This window comes from Hahella ganghwensis DSM 17046 (assembly GCF_000376785.1).
GTDB lineage: Bacteria > Pseudomonadota > Gammaproteobacteria > Pseudomonadales > Oleiphilaceae > Hahella > Hahella ganghwensis.
This window is the reverse complement of record NZ_AQXX01000130.1, coordinates 15,908-34,815: the sequence shown is the minus strand read 5'-3', so window position 1 is coordinate 34,815 and position 18,908 is coordinate 15,908. Positions and strand designations below refer to the sequence as shown.

24 protein-coding genes are annotated in these 18,908 nt (G+C 51.2%); all 24 read left to right on the top strand.

Going from position 1 to position 18,908, the window contains the following annotated elements:
• Positions 1–145: 145 nt before the first annotated feature.
• A complete protein-coding gene (locus F566_RS0120700) occupies positions 146–721 on the top strand; it encodes a hypothetical protein (RefSeq protein ID WP_157496957.1) in 576 nt (191 codons plus the stop codon).
• A gap of 176 nt (positions 722–897) precedes the next feature.
• Positions 898–1,335 (top strand): DUF5675 family protein, encoded by a 438-nt coding sequence (locus F566_RS35685; protein ID WP_020408942.1) that lies wholly within the window; start codon positions 898–900, stop codon positions 1,333–1,335.
• A complete protein-coding gene (locus F566_RS35680; protein WP_051085407.1) occupies positions 1,332–1,736 on the top strand; it encodes a DUF1353 domain-containing protein in 405 nt (134 codons plus the stop codon). The genes F566_RS35685 and F566_RS35680 overlap by 4 nt, the downstream gene beginning before the upstream one ends.
• A 9-nt stretch (positions 1,737–1,745) precedes the next feature.
• Entirely contained in the window at positions 1,746–2,138 is a 393-nt protein-coding gene (locus F566_RS0120685; protein ID WP_020408940.1) for a 3TM-type holin, read from the top strand.
• Entirely contained in the window at positions 2,135–2,335 is a 201-nt protein-coding gene (locus F566_RS33610) for an HP1 family phage holin (protein ID WP_020408939.1), read from the top strand. Before F566_RS0120685 ends, F566_RS33610 begins: the two co-directional genes overlap by 4 nt.
• Positions 2,336–2,693: 358 nt before the next feature.
• Positions 2,694–3,071 (top strand): hypothetical protein, encoded by a 378-nt coding sequence (locus F566_RS0120670; RefSeq protein ID WP_020408938.1) that lies wholly within the window; start codon positions 2,694–2,696, stop codon positions 3,069–3,071.
• A gap of 9 nt (positions 3,072–3,080) precedes the next feature.
• Positions 3,081–5,870, top strand: coding sequence for a sialate O-acetylesterase (locus F566_RS0120665; RefSeq protein ID WP_020408937.1), 2,790 nt, complete (start codon positions 3,081–3,083; stop codon positions 5,868–5,870).
• A gap of 1 nt (position 5,871) precedes the next feature.
• The gene (locus tag F566_RS0120660; RefSeq protein WP_020408936.1) at positions 5,872–6,366 is read left to right on the top strand and encodes a hypothetical protein; all 495 of its coding nucleotides are present in this window, start codon (positions 5,872–5,874) and stop codon (positions 6,364–6,366) included.
• The gene (locus tag F566_RS33605; RefSeq protein WP_020408935.1) at positions 6,366–6,686 is read left to right on the top strand and encodes a phage fiber-tail adaptor protein; all 321 of its coding nucleotides are present in this window, start codon (positions 6,366–6,368) and stop codon (positions 6,684–6,686) included. The genes F566_RS0120660 and F566_RS33605 overlap by 1 nt, the downstream gene beginning before the upstream one ends.
• A 3-nt stretch (positions 6,687–6,689) precedes the next feature.
• Positions 6,690–7,244: a DUF1441 family protein gene (locus F566_RS0120650; protein ID WP_020408934.1), complete on the top strand. Its 555-nt coding sequence runs from the start codon at positions 6,690–6,692 to the stop codon at positions 7,242–7,244.
• Positions 7,186–9,264, top strand: coding sequence for a phage terminase large subunit family protein (locus F566_RS33600; protein ID WP_033416657.1), 2,079 nt, complete (start codon positions 7,186–7,188; stop codon positions 9,262–9,264). Before F566_RS0120650 ends, F566_RS33600 begins: the two co-directional genes overlap by 59 nt.
• A gap of 5 nt (positions 9,265–9,269) precedes the next feature.
• Positions 9,270–9,482, top strand: coding sequence for a phage head-tail joining protein (locus tag F566_RS0120640; protein ID WP_020408932.1), 213 nt, complete (start codon positions 9,270–9,272; stop codon positions 9,480–9,482).
• Complete coding sequence (locus F566_RS33595; protein ID WP_020408931.1) at positions 9,483–10,946, top strand: phage portal protein; 1,464 nt, start codon at positions 9,483–9,485, stop codon at positions 10,944–10,946. It begins immediately after the preceding gene.
• 2 nt (positions 10,947–10,948) lie between these two features.
• Complete coding sequence (locus F566_RS33590; RefSeq protein WP_020408930.1) at positions 10,949–12,352, top strand: S49 family peptidase; 1,404 nt, start codon at positions 10,949–10,951, stop codon at positions 12,350–12,352.
• A complete protein-coding gene (locus tag F566_RS0120625; RefSeq protein ID WP_020408929.1) occupies positions 12,352–12,717 on the top strand; it encodes a head decoration protein in 366 nt (121 codons plus the stop codon). Before F566_RS33590 ends, F566_RS0120625 begins: the two co-directional genes overlap by 1 nt.
• Before the next feature lie 71 nt (positions 12,718–12,788).
• A complete protein-coding gene (locus F566_RS0120620; protein WP_020408928.1) occupies positions 12,789–13,826 on the top strand; it encodes a major capsid protein in 1,038 nt (345 codons plus the stop codon).
• Positions 13,827–13,876: 50 nt separating this feature from the next.
• Positions 13,877–14,179, top strand: a complete 303-nt coding sequence (locus F566_RS0120615; protein ID WP_020408927.1) for a head-tail joining protein — start codon at positions 13,877–13,879, stop codon at positions 14,177–14,179.
• Positions 14,172–14,759: a phage tail protein gene (locus F566_RS0120610; RefSeq protein WP_020408926.1), complete on the top strand. Its 588-nt coding sequence runs from the start codon at positions 14,172–14,174 to the stop codon at positions 14,757–14,759. Before F566_RS0120615 ends, F566_RS0120610 begins: the two co-directional genes overlap by 8 nt.
• Entirely contained in the window at positions 14,737–15,117 is a 381-nt protein-coding gene (locus F566_RS0120605) for a hypothetical protein (protein WP_020408925.1), read from the top strand. The genes F566_RS0120610 and F566_RS0120605 overlap by 23 nt, the downstream gene beginning before the upstream one ends.
• A gap of 25 nt (positions 15,118–15,142) precedes the next feature.
• Positions 15,143–15,778 carry a phage tail tube protein gene (locus tag F566_RS0120600; protein ID WP_020408924.1) on the top strand — a complete coding sequence of 212 codons (636 nt, stop codon included), beginning with the start codon at positions 15,143–15,145 and terminating at the stop codon, positions 15,776–15,778.
• Positions 15,775–16,065 (top strand): hypothetical protein, encoded by a 291-nt coding sequence (locus F566_RS0120595; protein ID WP_020408923.1) that lies wholly within the window; start codon positions 15,775–15,777, stop codon positions 16,063–16,065. The genes F566_RS0120600 and F566_RS0120595 overlap by 4 nt, the downstream gene beginning before the upstream one ends.
• Positions 16,066–16,133: 68 nt before the next feature.
• Complete coding sequence (locus tag F566_RS0120590) at positions 16,134–16,382, top strand: phage tail assembly protein T (protein WP_020408922.1); 249 nt, start codon at positions 16,134–16,136, stop codon at positions 16,380–16,382.
• Positions 16,372–18,501: a phage tail length tape measure family protein gene (locus F566_RS0120585; protein ID WP_020408921.1), complete on the top strand. Its 2,130-nt coding sequence runs from the start codon at positions 16,372–16,374 to the stop codon at positions 18,499–18,501. The genes F566_RS0120590 and F566_RS0120585 overlap by 11 nt, the downstream gene beginning before the upstream one ends.
• Positions 18,498–18,899: a hypothetical protein gene (locus tag F566_RS0120580; RefSeq protein WP_157496955.1), complete on the top strand. Its 402-nt coding sequence runs from the start codon at positions 18,498–18,500 to the stop codon at positions 18,897–18,899. Before F566_RS0120585 ends, F566_RS0120580 begins: the two co-directional genes overlap by 4 nt.
• The last annotated feature ends 9 nt before the right edge of the window (positions 18,900–18,908 follow it).

Genomic DNA, 18,908 nt, shown 5'->3' with positions numbered 1-18,908 from the left:
TTTTTCAGCACGCAGAGCTTGGCACGAATGCTATTTTATCCCCTCCCCTGACCGGCTGGAGATTCTAGCCCAATCTGTGACCTTGGGAAGTATGGTCAGTCAGCTAGTATGGGAGCGCATTAGAAACCCAGAGGATAGACGCAGGATGATGACTGTGGGAAGCCACTGGACTATCACAGCGACCCAAACCCGAGGCAAATCTGGCGCGCATATTCCATTAGATGCAGATGTACTGGCCAGGGTTAAGCGCACAATCCAAGGCATGGAGGCCCATTTCCAGCTCTTCGGTCACTACATGTACGGGCCATTCTACGATGAGGTGCTGGACCAAGTTGAGGATCTGGTTGTTAACGGCATGTACAAGTACGTCTCAGAAATGGATCCGAAAAGAAAGATAACGACAAAACGAGAGCGCCTGATGTCCGGCTTGATACGAATGCTCATCAGGGACCACCGCCGTCAGGTATTTGGTGGTGGGAGCGAGTATGTTGGGGCTCAAAAGGCAGGCCAATTCCAGACCGATCGATCCTATTCTGTGGGCCTATTCTGCGAAAGACTCTTTGATGACTATCAAGTGAAAGTGGAGCGGAAACATTGGGGAAGGGATTGCGAACCTATATACGAAGCTATCGTTACAGCAATTGACTCAATGGAAAAAAGGACGCTGAAACCTGTATCGGTACTCCTTAGTAAGATCTCCGTGAATGGGGCTGTTTATTGATTTTGGGAACGCTTTAACCTAAAATTTTTCATGTTGCGGTTTTTCCGCCACAAAGGCTCACTTCGGTGGGCCTTTTTTATTTCTTCTGTGCCTCACCCCTACCCCCAGGGGAAACTAGCCCGCCGGTCATGATGCGTCCGCTGCGGGCTTTTCTATTTCTGCCCCACGGTTAATCCATGCAAGTAATCACTCTTGAGAGATTCGCTTACGCCACAGATGGGACGTTTGGCCGACTACAGTTGCCTAACGACAGAATTCTCTACACCTGTGAGCGCCCATGGTTAAACAACCAAACTGGGAAATCTTGCATCCCAGATGGCCTGTATAAGCTACAGAAGCGCGACAGCGGCGTGGTTCGGCGATCTAGTGGTGGAGATTATATATCCGGCTGGGAAGTAACCGATGTGCCTGGTCGAACTTATATCATGATCCACCCGGCAAACTGGCCTCACCAGTTGGAGGGCTGCATCGCCCCTGGCATGAATTATCAGATAATTTCCGGTAAGAACGCTGTCACTCAGAGCCGTTTGGCTTTCTCTGTACTTATGGGAGCCCTGGACGGTTTTGAGGATCTTTACCTCCAAATCAAACCCTATTCAATGGTATGGCCATGATGACTAAAGATTACGGCTTCAACAGGGAGTCTGATGAGCTGGACCAATCAAGCATACGTGGTGCAGCATCATGGATGCTTAAAGAGAATCTAATCTGGACATGCAGAGATGGATATAAAATCACGGTTAAAAAGGGCTTCCGGCACGATCTTGCTTCAATCCCTGCTACTGCTCGGTGGCTTGTTTCTAATGACGATTTTCGTGTTAGAAGGGCTGCTATTCTGCACGACTTCCTATATTCGATCCGTGGACACCTGGCTAACAAAAATTTGAGCCGGGCCAAATGTGATTCCCTGTTTTATGAGGCGTTACGATTCGATGGGGTTAGTCGATTGAAGTCTGGCCTCATGTACCTGGGAGTTCGTGCAGGTGGATGGTTTGCCTGGGACTGCCAATTGTAGGAGCTTGCCGTGAATGTATTCGGTTTCATAAAAAGCATTTTTGAGCCAGCTGTGGACTTAGTGGATGAACTCCATACATCCGATGAAGAAAAGGCCCAAATAAAAAATGCTCTGTTTGGAGCGCAATCCAACTTACTCGGTAAAGTTCTCGAATATGAGATGAGACTGGCCAAGATCAAGGCCTCAATCATTCAGGCAGAGGCTCAGGGACAAAGCTGGCTCCAGCGCAATTGGCGTCCGATTACGATGCTGACTTTCCTGGCGTTGGTTGTGTGTGACTCTTTTGGCTTGTTGACTTTCCGCCTGGCTGACCAGGCCTGGACCTTGCTCCAGATTGGCCTCGGTGGATATGTCGTCGGGCGTTCAGCAGAAAAGATTATCCCCAAGGTGATGAACAAGTGATCCCAGATAAAACCACAGCAGCCTCATATTTCACCAGTGTTGGTATCGGAGTGGCTGGTTCCATGACCTTCAATCAGTGGCTGGCACTGGGTGGTTTTGGACTGGCTGCAGCGACTTTCTGCGTAAATTGGTATTACAAAAGAAAGGAATTCAAGCTCAAAGAGGAATACCACAATCACATGTTGAACAAAGATTAGCTATCTCCGGTTAATAGCCGTACCGGATAGCGAGGTATGGCATGTATTCCGTCCACGAAGAGATCCTCATCTCAAGCACCAGCCCCATAAATTACTCGATATCGGTTCTGCGAATCTATCCAGACGGACAAAGCTTCGAGGCCCGATCCGAGTATGTTGGGATCTGCGTTCTATTGGTTGCCGGCGAGATAGCAGAAATCAGGGGCCTGATAGTTAAAGACCAGGCAGCTTTCAATCGCCGCGTAAGAACGCAGATAGGCTCCATCATCAAATCTCACGGCTGCAAGGAATGCCGAGTAGATCGACCACAAGGGAAGCGCTCTTTCACATTAACTAAATAACTTGAGGTTCACGGTTAATGAGCACCGAAGTAACCCTGAGCACCTATGGTAAAAACTTGGTTGCCGACAACATCGCGCGGGAACTGGACGGAGGTAATATCAAGGTATATACCGCCTCCCCGGGCCGCACCCTTCTCGGCACCTGTCCGCTTTCTGCCACTTCTGCTCCAGCAGCTGTTAACGGCCTTCTGACATTTAACGCCATCACGGAAGACAGTAGCGTGGACGCTGATGGTACTGCCGCTGAATACGATATGTGTAAATCAGACGACACTGTTATGTGGAATGGTTCTGTGGGCCTAACAGCAAGCGGTGAAAGCATGACCATGGATGACACGTCACTGGTAACAGGCGGCACATTACCAATCAGTTCAGCGACCTTCCAAGTACCGTAAGGCTGGTTAATGGCTGAATACGCTCTAATATTCGACGGCTCCAACGACCATGTTGTGATGCCGACATGGACACCATCGAGTGAACGATGGGAGATCCGGGTCAAGTTCGAGTTATCCGCGCTGGCGCTCACCTATATTCTGGGTGACTCAAGCAGCTCGAACAAACGGCTTTATGTAAATCCCGGCAGCTCGCCTGATGTCAGGGTCCAGGGTGGCGGATCATCTCACCGCGTAGATTTCAATTCTGGTATCACCTGGCAAACTGGGGTTGTATATGAGCTCCATGTCATTGTCGATTACAACGGATTTGACTACACCTCGGAGCTGTATATTGATTCAGGATCCGGTCCACAGCTGGTCGATTCTGGTACCGATGGATCTGGCGCCTTTTCCTTTGAATGGATTGGTCGTCGTTCTTCAGCAACCTATGGTCAATTTAAGCTCCATGAGTTGGAACTCGTGGACACTGACACCGGTTCGAATAGTCGGCTATATCCGGTAAATGAGGGCACCGGCTCGACCATCGCTGACAGTCTTGGCAATGGATCGACTGACGGAACTCTGACCAACTTTCCGACAGATGATTCTCAATGGGAATTCGTTGCCTCATCAAATAACCTTGTTGCAACGCTGTCCCCATTTACTGCGGCAATACAAGCATCCTTCATTCCTCCGGATGGGTCGGCAGATGTTGTTGCCACATTGGCACCTTTCACCGCATCCCTTACAGCAAGCCATGTCCTACCTGATGGTGTAAAAAACTACACCTTTGATGATCTCCAGTTCCCTGCTGATTGGACAGAAGATAATGGCCAGTTCACCGCCGCGTCAGGCGTATTGCAGGCAACAGGATCAAGCCCCACTGGAGCGAAATGGGTCTCAACATTCGATGCTGAAGCCTCTGACGGGACACTGACCGCCAAGTTCAATTCTGGTGGTGATTCAGCTGGGTTTTATGGGTTGGTCTGCCGGTACTCAGACACAAGCAACTTCTGGCTTGTCTGTATCTATATTTTGTCGTCTTCCGAAGCGGAACTCAGACTATATCGCCGACAGTCATCTGCATGGACATCTGTCCAAAGCTATGTAATTCCATCGTTTGGGCGGTTTGATGATTATGATGTCTCGGTCACACTCGACGGACCCGATATCACTGCCCACATAAACGAAGTCGAGGCCTTTACACATTCCTCATCATTCCTTCAATCCGCGACAAGGATGGGAATGAGGGCAAGCGGCACCGCCCCAAGTCTTGATAACGTGAGATTTGTCACGGCTCCTGAAGTGCCACTGACAATCAACGACTATGTATTCAGGCGTTCAGTTGGAGGCACTGCCACAGTTCCTGTATCAGGTTTGCTGAACGTCTCCACCAGTGCCATTGAATACAGACTGGATGGCGGATCCTGGCAAACGGCCATTTCTTCACCGTCAACCGGCCCCTACTCGTTTGATACTGTGCTGGCAAAGGGCCATCACTCTGTCGAAGTCAGGCTGGCGGACGACACCGACACCACAGCAACTGCCAATTACATCTCTGTAGTTCGAGTGATTGCGGGTATAGGGCAATCAAACTGCTCAGGGCGCGGTGACAACCTGCAGATTTATGCACGTGGTGCAGGAGGTGAGCGGCATCTCCTGTTCACTAATGCTGACTTGTATCAAGAGTTGGAGGACGCCTGGGACTCTGACGTCGACCAGGTTGATACTGTTTCGGCTGATCCAGGTGCGGCAGGTTCCTTCATGCTCCGGTTTGCGCACCATGCCATGGCGGGGAATAGTGAGCCATTGGGCTTTGTTCCATGCCCACTTGGAGCCACAAAAATAGGCGTTTGGCAGAAAGGTGGAGCCCTTTACACATCATTCGCCAGAAGGGTCAATGAAGTAGGTGGGGTTGATGTAGTAATCTTCCACCAGGGCGAAAGCAACTCCAACGATACCGACTTGGCTGCTGATTATGAGACAGACCTGAATCAGCTCGTTAACGACATCTATGCAGACTTTGGCGCGATCACAATCATTGTCGCCATGCAGACGATCCACTCCACAAGTGACGGTAACGGTACTACTACAGGGCAGGAACCTATCAGGCTCGCTCAAGAAGCCGTTGCGGCAAGCAATCCACACGCCTTTATCACTGCTTCTAACAGAGACATTGACGTCGATGTAACTGGCGATGGCCTGCACCTAAAAACAGACACCGACATTGATACGGTTGGTTATCGGACCTATCAACGTTATGCATCGGCAGTTGGCTCAGAAGTAGAGCAATCACTGTCCCCGAACTGGAATGTCTATAACGGGGTTGAAGCCGAGCTATCTACGTCATGGACAGTTTATAACGTGGTAGAGCAAAGCCTGGCTTTGTCATGGCCTGTTTACAACACTGTTCAGAATGGATCATCGATCAGTTGGTCTGTGCTGAATTCTGTTGAGAGCAGCATCCCCCTCGCATGGTCAGTCGAGAGCCCGAACTCAGTTTCACGATCACTTTCACTGGGCTGGGATGTATTCAATGCAGTTTCCCAAAGGGCAACTCTCTCATGGAGTGTATACAACGCCGTAGACCAGGGCCTGATGATGGGCTGGTCCATCTTCGGAGCGGTCAGCAATTCCCTTCAGGTCGAATGGGACGTTTTCCAGTCTGTTGATAACGAAATGTCTTTGTCTTGGTTAGTAGGTGGGTCTGTAGAAAGAGCCCTCAACCTGTCATGGACAGTTCAATCCGATGCCTTCACCCCGCCAAGAAATCTGGTTCTAGTTCTGAATTCAAAACGAGTCGTTACAGTGGAGTCTTGAGATGCCTGTACTACAAGCCGAAATTAAATACTACCTCTCAGGTGGTGCTGCAAACTCTGATCCTGCTGCCTCATTGGGTGGCGCGAAATCCTCTGTCGAGGTTGATCCAAATACCCTTTTTGACGATGTTTCAAGCTCTGAAGCATCTGCTGGCGATGTGGAATACCGCTGTATCTACGTTGAGAACACTAATGGTACAGACTCATTGGTAAGTGCTGCGGCTTGGATTAGCTCTAATACCGCGAGCGCTGATACGACTCTCGATATCGGGTTGGGAACCAGCGCGATTGATGGCACAGAGCAAACGGTTGGTGATGAAGATACTGCACCAGCTGGTGTTACATTCTCTGCACCAGCAGATAAAGCCAGCGGACTGTCAATTGGTGACCTGGCAGCAGGTGAACACAAAGCCATCTGGCTACGCCGCACCGTGAACAGTTCTGCTGCATCTTCGAGTGACACAGCAGTTCCTGTTGTTGGCGGCGATACAGTCTGATGGCTCTGCTAGTTCATGACGGAGAGAAGCCGGCAAGAGTCTCTCCTGCACATAAAGACGATGACGACTCTTACGGGTTCGATTGGTCGCCAAAGCTTGCAGATGGAGAGACTATTACAGGCTCATCTTGGGCTGCATCCAGCGGCGCAACTATCCAAGACGGCTCCTATCAAAGCCCCATCACCAAAGTATGGCTTGAGAACCCTGGCACACTCTCAGAAGTGGAGCTGGCCAACACAATTACCACCAGCGAGCTCAAGCCAGACAGTAACCCTCGGACCCTGACCAGGACGATTATTGTAGAAATCGCGCCGATTTAATCTATGGCCTATGGTGAAGTCGCCAATACCGCTGACGCCTACAAGTGGTCAATCCGGAAGATAGCTGAAGCGTTCAAGATGGGGCGCGATACGGTCAGTAAAAAAATAGCTCTCTCCGGGGTTCTTCCATCCGGATCAAAGAACGGCCACCCCGTCTACGCCATCCACGAAATCGCCCCATTCCTGTTCAAGGAAGATGATGCCATCAATCCTGGCGACGAAGATTTCGACCCTGAAAAGCTGCCTACCAAGGAAAGGAAGGAATGGTATGAAGGGACGCTCAAACGAGATGAGGTACTCCAAATCCAAGGCACCCTGGTAAAGGCGGAGGAATCCAGGGCAGAGATGGCGGAAATGGTCAAAACACTTGTTTCAGCATTTGCCTGCTTACCCGATGACCTGGAACGGATCTGCAACCTCGATGGCCGTGGAGTCGAACACGTTCAACAGGTAATTGATTCAGTCCGCAACAAGGCGGCAGATAAATTGGACGAACTCGATGTACGGATCTGCGACTGCGATAAGGCAGGATGTAACGGCACTGGTGAGAGCGCCTGAGCGCGTCACTGTATACGAAGCCGCTACCAAATATCTGAAGGTCCAATATCCAGACGGTACCTGGCGGGAATACGACTGCAGTCTCGCGCCAGAGATGAAAGAAGTTATGGAGTGCATGAGCAGCCGCGAATATGAAGCGGTGGTCTTGGCCGGTCCAGCACGGAGTTCAAAAACCGTAACTGTCGACGGCTTTCTAGCATACGGGATCAAATGCGATCCAAGCGACATGCTGGTAGTACACACAAGCCAGGATCTTGGCCGGAAGTACTCCAAAGAGCGTGTAGATCGTTTCATCAGACACTCCCCGGAGCTCAAGAGCAGGCTTTCTACCCGGGCGAACGACGACAACACGTTCGACAAGGTGTTCAAAGCTGGGAACATCCTTTCAATAGGATGGCCATCCATTAAGCAGATCTCATCCAGAGACCTTAAATTCTGTGCCGCAACGGACTATGACCGACGTGAAACGGATAACGTCGATGGTGAAGGTGACCTGTTCACGCTGTTGAAAAAGCGGAATACGACATTCCGGTCGGCTGGCATGACCTTCATTGAGTCTTCTCCAGGCTTTGAGATCCTGGACCCCAGCTGGAACCCTAACCCAGACCGACCACACGAGGCCCCACCTTGCAAGGGCATCATGGGGATCTATAACCGGGGTGATCGCCGGCGCATATATTGGCAGTGCCTGGGGTGTCAAGAATGGTTCCAGCCCACAATGGAGCTTTACAACACTGTAGATCAGGGGGATCCGGCAGCAACAGCTAAGACAGTCAAGCTCGGGTGTCCCCACTGCGGTCACCTGCATGACTATAGTGATCGGCCAACACTTAAAGATAACCAGCGCTGGTTAAAGGAAGGTCAGTCACTTACTAAAGATGGCGAAGTTGTCGGAAAGGGGCGGGAATCAACAATTGCATCCTTTTGGTTTGAGGGCCCGGTCGCGGCTTACCAGACCTGGGTTTCGCAGATCACTGCCCTACTCCAGGCCGAGGAAGAATACGAGCGCACCGGTGATGAAGAGGCGCTGAAATCGACGATCAACGTTGACCAAGGTCGGCCATATCTGTCCCGCAGTCGGCAGAATGATCGAGATGCCAGTGTCTTTGATGATCGCAAAGAACACTGGGAAAAAGGAGTTGTACCGGAAGGTGTCCGTTTCCTTATCGCATCTGTTGACGTCCAGGCAGGCTCAAAGCTCAAGAATAAGAAAAAGCGTTTTGTGGTTCAGGTCCATGGATTTGGAGAGCATTTGGAGTGCTCCCTGATAGACCGTTTCAATATCAAATGGTCAGATCGGAAAAACGATAAGGGTGATTTCGAACCCATCAACCCAGCCCAATATTTGGAAGATTGGGACCAGCTGATTGATGGTGTAATCAAGAAGGTCTATCCACTGGCAGATGGCTCTGGCTACATGCCGATCAAAATGACCGCCTGTGACATGGGTGGTGAAGACGGTGTCAGTGACAACGCTTATAAGTTCTATAGGCAAATTCGCAAGGACGGCCTGCATCGAAGATTCATGCTGGTCAAAGGTGCATCCCAGGTAAACGCCAAGTTGTTCTCTGAGTCATTCCCGGATAACACAAAGCGGAAAGACCGGAAAGCTTCAAGCAAGGGTGATGTGCCGATCTACATCCTGAACACCCACCAGTTTAAAGATGCTGTTAACAACAACATCTGGCGGGATGAGCCAGGCCCCAACTACTGCCACTTCCCCGACTGGTTAGGATCCTGGTTCTTCGATGAACTCACCTACGAAGTCAGGATGCCAGATGGTAAATGGGAAAAGCCTGGACGGGGCGACAATGAAGCCTTTGACCTCTTTGTCTATGCATATGGTGCCATGCGCCATGAAAAGGTGAAGGCTCACAAAATCGATTGGGACTCCCCTCCCCCTTGGGCGCGCTCATGGGAAGAAAACCCAGACATAGTGCGGTCACTGGAAAAGGTCGAGGAAGTCAAGCCGAAAGCCCGCCCAACCCGCAAACGTCAAACCCGTTATAGATACCGGTAAATCTTATGGCATTCACAACCACTCAACTGGCTGAGCTTGAAGAAGCCTACGCAATGGGCGTCCTGACCGTTAAGCACGCAGACGGCAGATCAGTTACCTACCAGTCAACAAACCAGCTTTACCGAGCTATCCAAAACATAAGAGCAGAACTCTCTGCCAAGAATTCAACAACCAAGCGCCCAAGAGCGATACGGGTGCGCCATAGCAAGGGGTTGTAAATGTCCAATCCGTGGATAGTTTCAGAGACCAGCTCTTTAAGGGAGCGTTCTCAATCAGCCTATGAGGGTGCCCGATATGGGCGCAGGCTTCAGACATGGAGGCCCACCCCTGAAGGCCCCAACTCAATAAACACCAACAACCTGACGTCCCTGAGAAACAGATCCAGGGATATGGCGCGGAACAATCCTTGGATTGCATCTGCCCAGAATAATTGGGTTGCAGATGAAATCGGGACCGGTATCACTGGTCGGAGCGCGGCACCTGATAAAGCGTTTCGAGCTGCTGCAAATGATCTATGGAAAGACTTTGTAAAAGAATGCGATGCAGATGGAATAACCAACTTCGCCGGAATATTGGCCATGATGGTTCGAGGCCGCAGAGAGGCTGGTGAGATATTCCTAAGATTCAGGGACAGAAGGCCCAGCGACGGATTAACAGTTCCCCTACAGCTCCAGGTGTTGGAGTCAGAATTCTGTCCAATGGAAGACACAGATCTTTCGAGGCGAATTAAGCACGGGGTGAAGTTCGACACAATCGGTCGCCGCACCCATTACAGGATGTATCGGAATCACCCTGGCGAATTCGATGGAGATAGATTTGATCAGCTGGCTGATATCCCTGCGGATCAGATCATTCACCATTTCACTCCGCTCAGAGCTGGCCAAATCCGAGGTATACCAGCGACAGTCCAAGCCCTCATTAAAGCGAAAGACTTTGATGAGTATGACGACGCTGAGCTGAATCGGAAGAAAACCAGGTCGTCATATACTGGTGTGTTCACCCGCCCAGATTACGGTGAGGAGGATTACAAGTTTGATCCCTTCACTGGTGAGCCACTGGAAGAATTCGACGACGCCCCAGTCACAGATGTTCAGCCAGGCACATGGATGACGGCATTACCTGGTGAGTCGGCCACGTTATTTGATGGAGACAAGGCTGGCGATGGTTACGCTGATTTCATCCGTGCGCAGCTTCTTGCCATCGCTGCATCATTGGGAGTCCCTTACGAGATCATGACTGGCGATATGAGCGCAATTAACGATAGGACGTTACGCGCCATATTGAACCAATATCGTCGTCTTCTCGAACACACCCAGTGGCTGTACACCATTCCCCAGATCTGCGAAAGGGTCTGGTCTGCCTTCATTGACCGCGCTGTGTTAGCGGGCAAGCTCTACGCCCCAGACTACCTGGAGAACCGCAAGAAATATCAATCAAGCGAGTGGCGTCCAGATGGTTGGGATTACTTACATCCCGTCCAGGATGTTCAGTCGAAGATCCTGCAGAAGAAAGCTGGCCTCAAATCACGCAGCGCCATTGTTGCGGAGCAAGGCGAGGATGCCGAGGAAGTTGATCGCCAGAACGCTGAAGACTCAGCCAGGGAAAAGGATTTGGGGCTCAACTATGAGACTGACACTTCTGCTACCTCAAACGGATCCGGGAAAGACAAATCAGAGGAATAACCATGCCCGATTTTATAAACATAGCTGCCAGAGTATTTGGTAAGCCTCTGGCGGTTGATCCTGGCTACGCCAAGGTATTTTTCTCAGCCATTGCACCGCGGCTAAATATCGTTGAGTTGAGCTCCCCAGAAGGTGAAGTACTGGTTGGCGAAAAACTTCGAGCAAAAGCCGCCAGCTTTTCATCTGATCGGGATAGACATAGACCTTATATGCTCCACCGAGGTGTCGCTGTTTTGCCCGTGTCAGGGACGCTGGTGCATAAGCATGGATACCTCCAGCCTTACTCAGGTATGACCGGCTATGACGGCCTTGTGGCCCGGGCAATGGCAGCGGCAGAAGATCCAGAGGTAAAAGGCATATTGCTCGACATGGATACACCTGGTGGTGAAGTGTCCGGCTGTTTCGACTGCGTGGAGGTCCTGAAGCGCGTTGGAAAAGATAAGCCCATTTGGGCACTGACATACGACCAGGCGACAAGTGGCGGATTTGCCCTGGCCAGCGCCGCACAGCGCCGGTTAATTACACAGACAGGTGTATCGGGTTCAGTTGGGGTGATCATGGCACACGTGAGCCGTGAGAAGGAAATGGAGAACGCAGGTAGAAAGGTCACCTTGATTTATTCCGGCAAACACAAAGCTGACGGCAACCCATACCAAGATCTACCAGACAAAGTTCTGAACCGGTACCAGAAAGCTATAGATTCGATGCGCCAAGAGTTTGCAACCATCGTTTCAAACAATATCGGCATCTCACTCGAGGCTGTCCTCAATACCGAGGCTGCCGTCTTCGAAGCCGGCGAAGCTGTAGATATCGGATTCGCTGACCAACTCATTAACGGCCATGACGCTGTTGATGAATTTGCAGACCATCTGAACTCCAAGAAATCCAGTAAAGGAGCATTTCAAATGTCCACTGAAACCAGCTCAACGCCAAAGGTTGAAGACAACACCCCTGATACCGAGGAAAAAGAGCCACAAACTACACCAGAACCTGAAGCATCAGCATTTAGCGCCGAAGATGCCGCAGCTATCACAGAGATGTGTGCAGATGCTGGCTACCCAAAACTGGGGGCAAAGCTGATCCGCGAGAAAGCCTCTATCGACCAAGTTCAACAACGCCTCAATGCTGCGAAGGCCATTACCACTTTCTGCAAGATCGCTGGTGCTGATGACAAGGCGGACGCTTATATTGCCGAAGGCTTGTCAGCTGAGGCCGTGGGTATCAAGTTGCAAGAGGCGATGGCTGACGAAGATGAAGAGACGAGCATCAACTCTGCACACAACCCGATTGCAGCGAATGAAGACCATTCAAAGGGTTGGGATCGCGCAATAAAGAATACCGCTCCTGGAGCGGAGTCAAACGGCTGGGATACAGCCATTCAATCCACTACACGAGGTAACTCATAATGGCGACATTAACCGAAGGCCGCCACGCCGGAGAATATATCGTATCCGAGGCCAATGGCTGCCGCTCACGCGAAAGAGTCACAATCGACGGTGAAGACCTGGGCGCTTGTACCGTTATTGCCAAGGTGGCTTCCACAGGGAATTACAAACAACTCGACCCCTCATCTACCACTGCAGATGTCGACGTTGCTGCAGGTGTTCTGTTTGACGCTGTAATCGCGACGGGCACCACCGCAGACGCCGTGGCACATGTAAGAGATTGCGAGGTCAATGGCTATGATTTGGAATGGCCAGACGGCATCACCGATAACGAGAAGGCAACTGCCATCACCGAGCTCGCAGCCTTGGGGATTATCGTCCGCTAAGTTCTTCCCTTCTTAATCACCAAATTCATTAACCCGCTTCGGCGGGTTTTTTCGTTTCTGGAGGCCAACAAATGGCAACAATAGATATTTTCAACAACGATGCATTCAGTGTCACCACTATGGCGAATGCGTTCAGGAAGGTGGATTTCCTTCCTTCCATGTTACGTAACTCTGGTATCTTCACACCGCGTTACATCCGCACCAAGCATTTCTATATCGAAGAGAAAGACGGTGTATTGAGCTTGGTTAAAACATCAAAACGGGGCGAGCCACTGGAACAGCGTGATCGCCAAAAACGCAAAGCACGTCCATTTGAGACAGTTCGACTGGCCAAAGGAGATCGCATTACCGCTTCTGAGTTGGCAGATATCCGCGCATTTGGTAGCGAAACGGAAGTCGCTCAGGTGCAAATGGAAGTGGCAGATCGCCTGAACGGACCTGACGGACTAATCAGGGATTTAGAGCTTACGTGGGAAAACCATATGTTGGGTTGTATCCAGGGCTCGGTATTGGATGCTGATGGCACCAGCGAGATCTACAACTGGTTTACCGAATTTGGTGTCACCCAAGATACGGAAATCGATTTTGATTTGGATAACGCATCTCCGGCCAGCGGTGCAATTCGAAAAAAATGTAGCCAAGTGGTGCGTCAAATGATGAAAGCCGCCAAGGGTGCATGGATTCCTGGCCGTACGTTTGTTCGAGCCTACTGTGGTGATAATTTCTGGGATGACTTGACCGCCCATCCAGAGGTGCGTGAAACCTACCTCAACACTCAGCAAGCAGCGGATTTGCGCGATGGCATCGCTTATGAGTCATTCCGCTACGGTGGTATCGAATGGACAAACTACCGTGGTACAGACGATGGGACCACTGTGTCAGTGGGAACCGATAAGGTTAAATTCTTCCCTGTGAATGCACCTGGTGTATTCCAAATGATTTACAGCCCTGGGGAAACCTTCGAAATGATCGGAAAGAGAGGGCAGGAAGTCTATCCGATGATCATCCCTGACACGAAGCGCAATATGTACGCCGATATCGAGGTGTACAGCTACTGCACAGCTCTCTGCAGCCGTCCGAAGATGCTGCAACGCGGCAGACGGACTTAATCAACACTCCCCCCTATAGCGGCCTCTTGGCCGCTTTATCTTGGTGAATCATGGCTAGTCTCTTTGATCGGGTTATATCCAAAGCATTGGAGCCTGCTTTCAATAAAGTGTTTGGCGAAGATGCTGTGTTTAACGGTACCTCGTTGGTTCAGGCTTCCCTCAGCCGGGATGTGGAAAGAACCAATCAGTACGGTGAAGTCTATCGGGTTGATTACGAAATCAGCGTGTTCAAGGAACAGGTAGGGACCGTTACCAAGGGTGATAAGTTCCAACTGAGTGATGGCACTTTTCAAGTGGTATCCATTCTTTCAGACGATGGTCACCGGATTTACCTTGAGGTGTTACTTGTCTGAATCCCTGTCCAAACAGATTACCCGATTAAATCGCAAGATCGAGGCAATCGTAAACGATGAGACAAAGGCCTCCCACGTTCGTGCTGCCAACAGAACGATAGAGCACGCAGCATCAAAGCTTAAGAAGTCAATCTCCGCGCGTGCAGATGTTCAGCAGAAGCTCATATCTGAGCGGATCTTCCTGGGCAAAGCGACCTTTCGAAAGCTGCGGGCCAGGGTGACTGTCTATCGCCGTGGAATATCGGTGATAAACATGATGACCCAAGGTGAAATCACCAGAGCCCGGCGTGTAACCCGGCTCAAGAGCGGGCGCACAAAACGATACGGAGTCAAAGCTCGCTCGCATGTGTTCCCGAAAGGATTCGTGGGCGTCAGCAGAAAGAACAGGAAGCTTCACGCCTGGGAGCGTAAGACCAGCAAGCGGTACCCCATCCGCCGACTGAGCGTCGACATATCCAACACAGTAGACGAAGAAACCATCAAGGAAATTGAGCGCAGCATGGAGCAGGTTTACCCCAAGGTGCTCGCACAAGAGTTCAACTTCCGGACAACCAAATATGCCAACAAGAGAACAGGTTAGACAGGCCGTTAAAGATACTGTCGCCCTCTCCTATTCCGGCAATACCTATACATCACGCAGATCAGATACCCGCAACGACAAAGAGTTCGTGCAAGTATTTGTGGCTCAGGGTGATGTAGAGCCGGTCATGGGATTGACCTTTTCAACCGAGGCACTTCTGTACGTTTCTTATTACAAGCAACTCGCAGATGACTCAGATCTCGATACCGTCGCGGACCAGATCCGGACATCCATTCTCACTGATTCCACCCTCAGATCGGTATTAGGTGCCATCGCCTATGCCGGTTACGAGTACGGCGACCTCGACGACGGCACGCCAGGAATAACCCACCGCTTCACCATCAAATACAGCGATTAGTTTCACCACCGTAGGAGGTGCTTTCATGTCCACTTATTGGTCGGGCGTAGGCGTTGCTATGCAATCTGCCATTGCAACAGCCGTCGCTATTTCCGCTATTTCTAAAGCCAGTCCAGGTGTGGTGACCCATGCCGGAGCTGATCCAAGTGACGGGGATATTGTTCTCGTTACAGCACAAGGTATGTCCCAGGTTAATGCCCGTTTGTTCAGGGTGGCCAACGCAGCTGCTGGATCATTTGAGCTGGAAGGGGAAGACACCAGCGACTATGACGACTTCAGCTCAGGTACATTCCAGGTCGTTACCTTTGGTACAACCTTCTCGACATTTACCGATGTAAATGCTTCAGGGGGCGAGCCTGAGTACACCGACACCACAACCATTCACCAGAAGCAAAAAACCCAGGCAGCAACATCAGTAAGCCCCTCTGAGTTCAGCTTCACCTCACACTGGTCTGTATCTGACCCAGCTCTGTTGGCTGCAAAGGCAGCATCGAACACCAACGCCGAGCGGGCATTCCGGATCACCTTCCCTTCAGGGGAAAAAGTCTACTTCTACGGGACTGTATCTGCGGCACTCAACCCAGGCGGATCCGCTCAAGGGTTGGTAACTACAAACGTAAGCATCAGCGCCAGTGGTGTGCTGACAGGGTATGCATCATGAACCTGACCGAGCGTAAAACTAACACCCCTTTGGGTACTGTATTCCTCAAGAAAATAAAGCTGTCCGAGCGTCAGCGAGTGTTTATGACATCCAATCAGAAGGGGGAGGAATACTACGTCCCCGCCCTTTTGTCTGTGGCCGTTACAGATGGCGACGGAATTCCTGTCATGACAATGGATGAGTGGGACGACTTTGGCGCGGAACACCCATCCGAAGTGCTGCCGATGTTCTATGAAGCACTGAGCTTGAACAAGATCAGCGCCGAGGATTCGCCCGAAAAGGAATAGAAGAGTCCCCGGATCTACAGTTCCAGCTCCTACTTGCCAGAACACTCGGATGGAGATCCCTCACTGAAATGCTGGAAGGGATGCCAGCCTGGGAATACGACCTCTGGCGAGCTGAATTCAACCGGCAACCGTGGGACTACACGCGAGACGATCTCCGCGCCGGAATGCAGACATCTGCACTCATCAACATCCAAATTCCCAAAGGCAAACCACCCGTCAAGCCATCGATGTTCATGCCCTTCTTTAAAGAGGAACGGGTTGAACAGTCTGGCTCCGATGTGATTGCAACTCTTCATGGGGCGAAAAGTGCCGTTTAAAGAAAAGCTCAAAATTACTCTGGAGTTGGATTCAACTAACTCTGAGCGCGAGTTGCGCCAGCAGGTTGCTCAGTATGAATCCTCCGCGCAGAAGATTGACCGGGCCAACAAAAAGATGGCATCCGAGATGGGTGCAATCGACCAAGCGAGCAAGAAAGCCGCAGCCTCCACTAAGAAAATGCGGAGCGCAGTTGGTCAGTTAGGCTTCCAGGTTCAGGATATTGCCGTCCAGTTGCAATCCGGCACCAACCTGATGGTAGCGCTGGGTCAGCAGGGCTCGCAAATCGCGGGCATCTTCGGTCCTGGTGGTGCGGTCATTGGTGCGTTTATCGCCGTTGGTGCTGCCCTTGGTACCGCTTTCCTCCCTGCTCTATTCGAATCCAGCACAGCAACCGAGAGATTGGAGGATGCGCTGGAAGGTTTGGATTCTGTCCTGAAGACAACCAAGCGCGGAACCAGGGAGCTTACAGATGAAGTATTGGAACTCGCTCGAGCCTCCCGCTTATCTGCTCAGTTAGAAATCTCCCGGGGGCTGGTGGATGCCACCAAGGCATTCAATGAAGCACAGGGAGCCCTAAAAGAAACCCTTGAGGATGGTTTTGGCGGTGCGTTCGAGACTGATATCAATGATGCGGTCAACCAGTTAATTGCACTTGAGCAAGCCGGCAAAGATGTCGCTGTAGTGTTGGCTGAGGTTGAGAACCAGGGCGGTACTAACTACGCAGCGGCCATTCTTGGGGTGTCCGAACTTCGGGAAGAATTAGTAGAGCTCCAAGAGGATTTCGGCCTATCCAGAGATCAGGCGCTGTTATTCATTGATGCTATTGCAACAGCCAGGCTATCTCCCACCACTGACAACCTAAACAACCTTGAGGAAGTCGTTGCCAAGCTTGGTGTCGAAGCCCGCAACACCTCCCCTGCATTTGTTGAGATAGCCGCAAAACTCGCAGAGCAGGTGCGCGCTGCAAAGGATGCCGCCGATGCTCAAGAGCAGCTGGAGAAGGCTCTGAAGGATGTCGACGAAGCCCTGAAAGGTGTGGGGAGCTCGACAGATGAATACGTCAAAGGCCTGCGCGCCATCCGCAATGCCAGTGTCGAAAATACCGAGCTCGGATTTATCGATGCAGCTAAACGTGGTGAGGAAGTACTCAACGGTTTAATCAAGGAGCGGATCAAGAGTCAGGAGGCGGCTAACAAGGCTTACGAATCGGGTATCAGGGCAATCCGGAATGCCAATGTAGAAAACACTGAGCTGGGATTCCTGGAGGCGCAGACACGAGGTCAGGAACTGATCAATGAGCGCCTCAAAGAACAGATCCAGCTCCAGGAACAGCTAAGGAAAGTTAAGGAAGAAGCTCGCCTCAGCGAAAGCCTGGCTATTCAGGAATCATTTTTTGCCCTGGAAGAAGAGCAGTCCGCTGAAGCATCAAAAGATAATCCCTTTGCCGCTGAGTTGGCACGGTACGAGGAAACACGGTCCCTGATCGAAGCTGCGGCAGCAGAGAACCAGGCACTAAGGGAAAGAGCCAATGCAGCATTAGAGGCAGAGGAGCGTCGCCACACAGATGTGATGAGGCAGCTGCAGTTTAGCCAGTTCCAGCCGGCGCTGGATGGCGCGAAGATGGTGTTTGGCAACCTGTCCACCCTGATGAACAGCGAAAACAAAAAGCTGTTTGAGATCGGGAAAAAAGCCGCCATTGCAAATGCCCTGATCGCTGGCGCTGAGGCTGTTGTCCACTCATACAACTTTGGTGCCCAGCTTGGTGGTCCTCCCCTTGGCGCAGCATTCGCCGCAGCCGCTGCTGCAGCGACGTTGGTGCAGATCAAGCAAATCAAATCCCAGCAGTTCGGTGGCGGGGGCTCTCTGTCTTCCTCTGCGAATAGTGCCGCCTATCAGCCAACCGTACCACAGCAACCGCTAGGCCCAGTATCTGAGACAGGAAACCGTGGCCAGATAATTTTCGACTTTAGTGGCGCGACACTTAACGGTGACCCGGAGAAGCTCGCACAGGAACTCGCTGGAGCAATCCTTGAGCCGCTGCGCGACCAAATCGAATCCACCGACTTTGTACTGGTAACGAATACAAGCCGTAATGGCCAGGATCTAAGGGGTGAATGATGATAATTGAATATACCGCCCTTCGCTCTCTGACATCCGGCACCTCAGAGAACGATTTTAAGAGCATCACTATCCCGCTGGCAGAGTTCCAACCGCGACCGCGCAGCATCGTCAGCACAGCATTTAACAAAAAGCAGACACTTTCAAAATCCCTGCGACACGGCAGCTATATCGAGTTTCAGTGTCGGTCTGTTCCCACAGATGACATTGACCAGATATTTCAGCTGGCTGAATTCTTTGCTTCCATCGATGGCGGTGAGACTTTCAGCATCGTATCGCTCGAAAGTAAGTGGACGAATGTGACACTGCCTCAAACTGCAATGCTCTCAAACGGCTATACGCCAGATCCCCGCAACTACCAACTCCTTTCCTACTCCTTTTCAATCCGCTTTATATAACAGGTGATC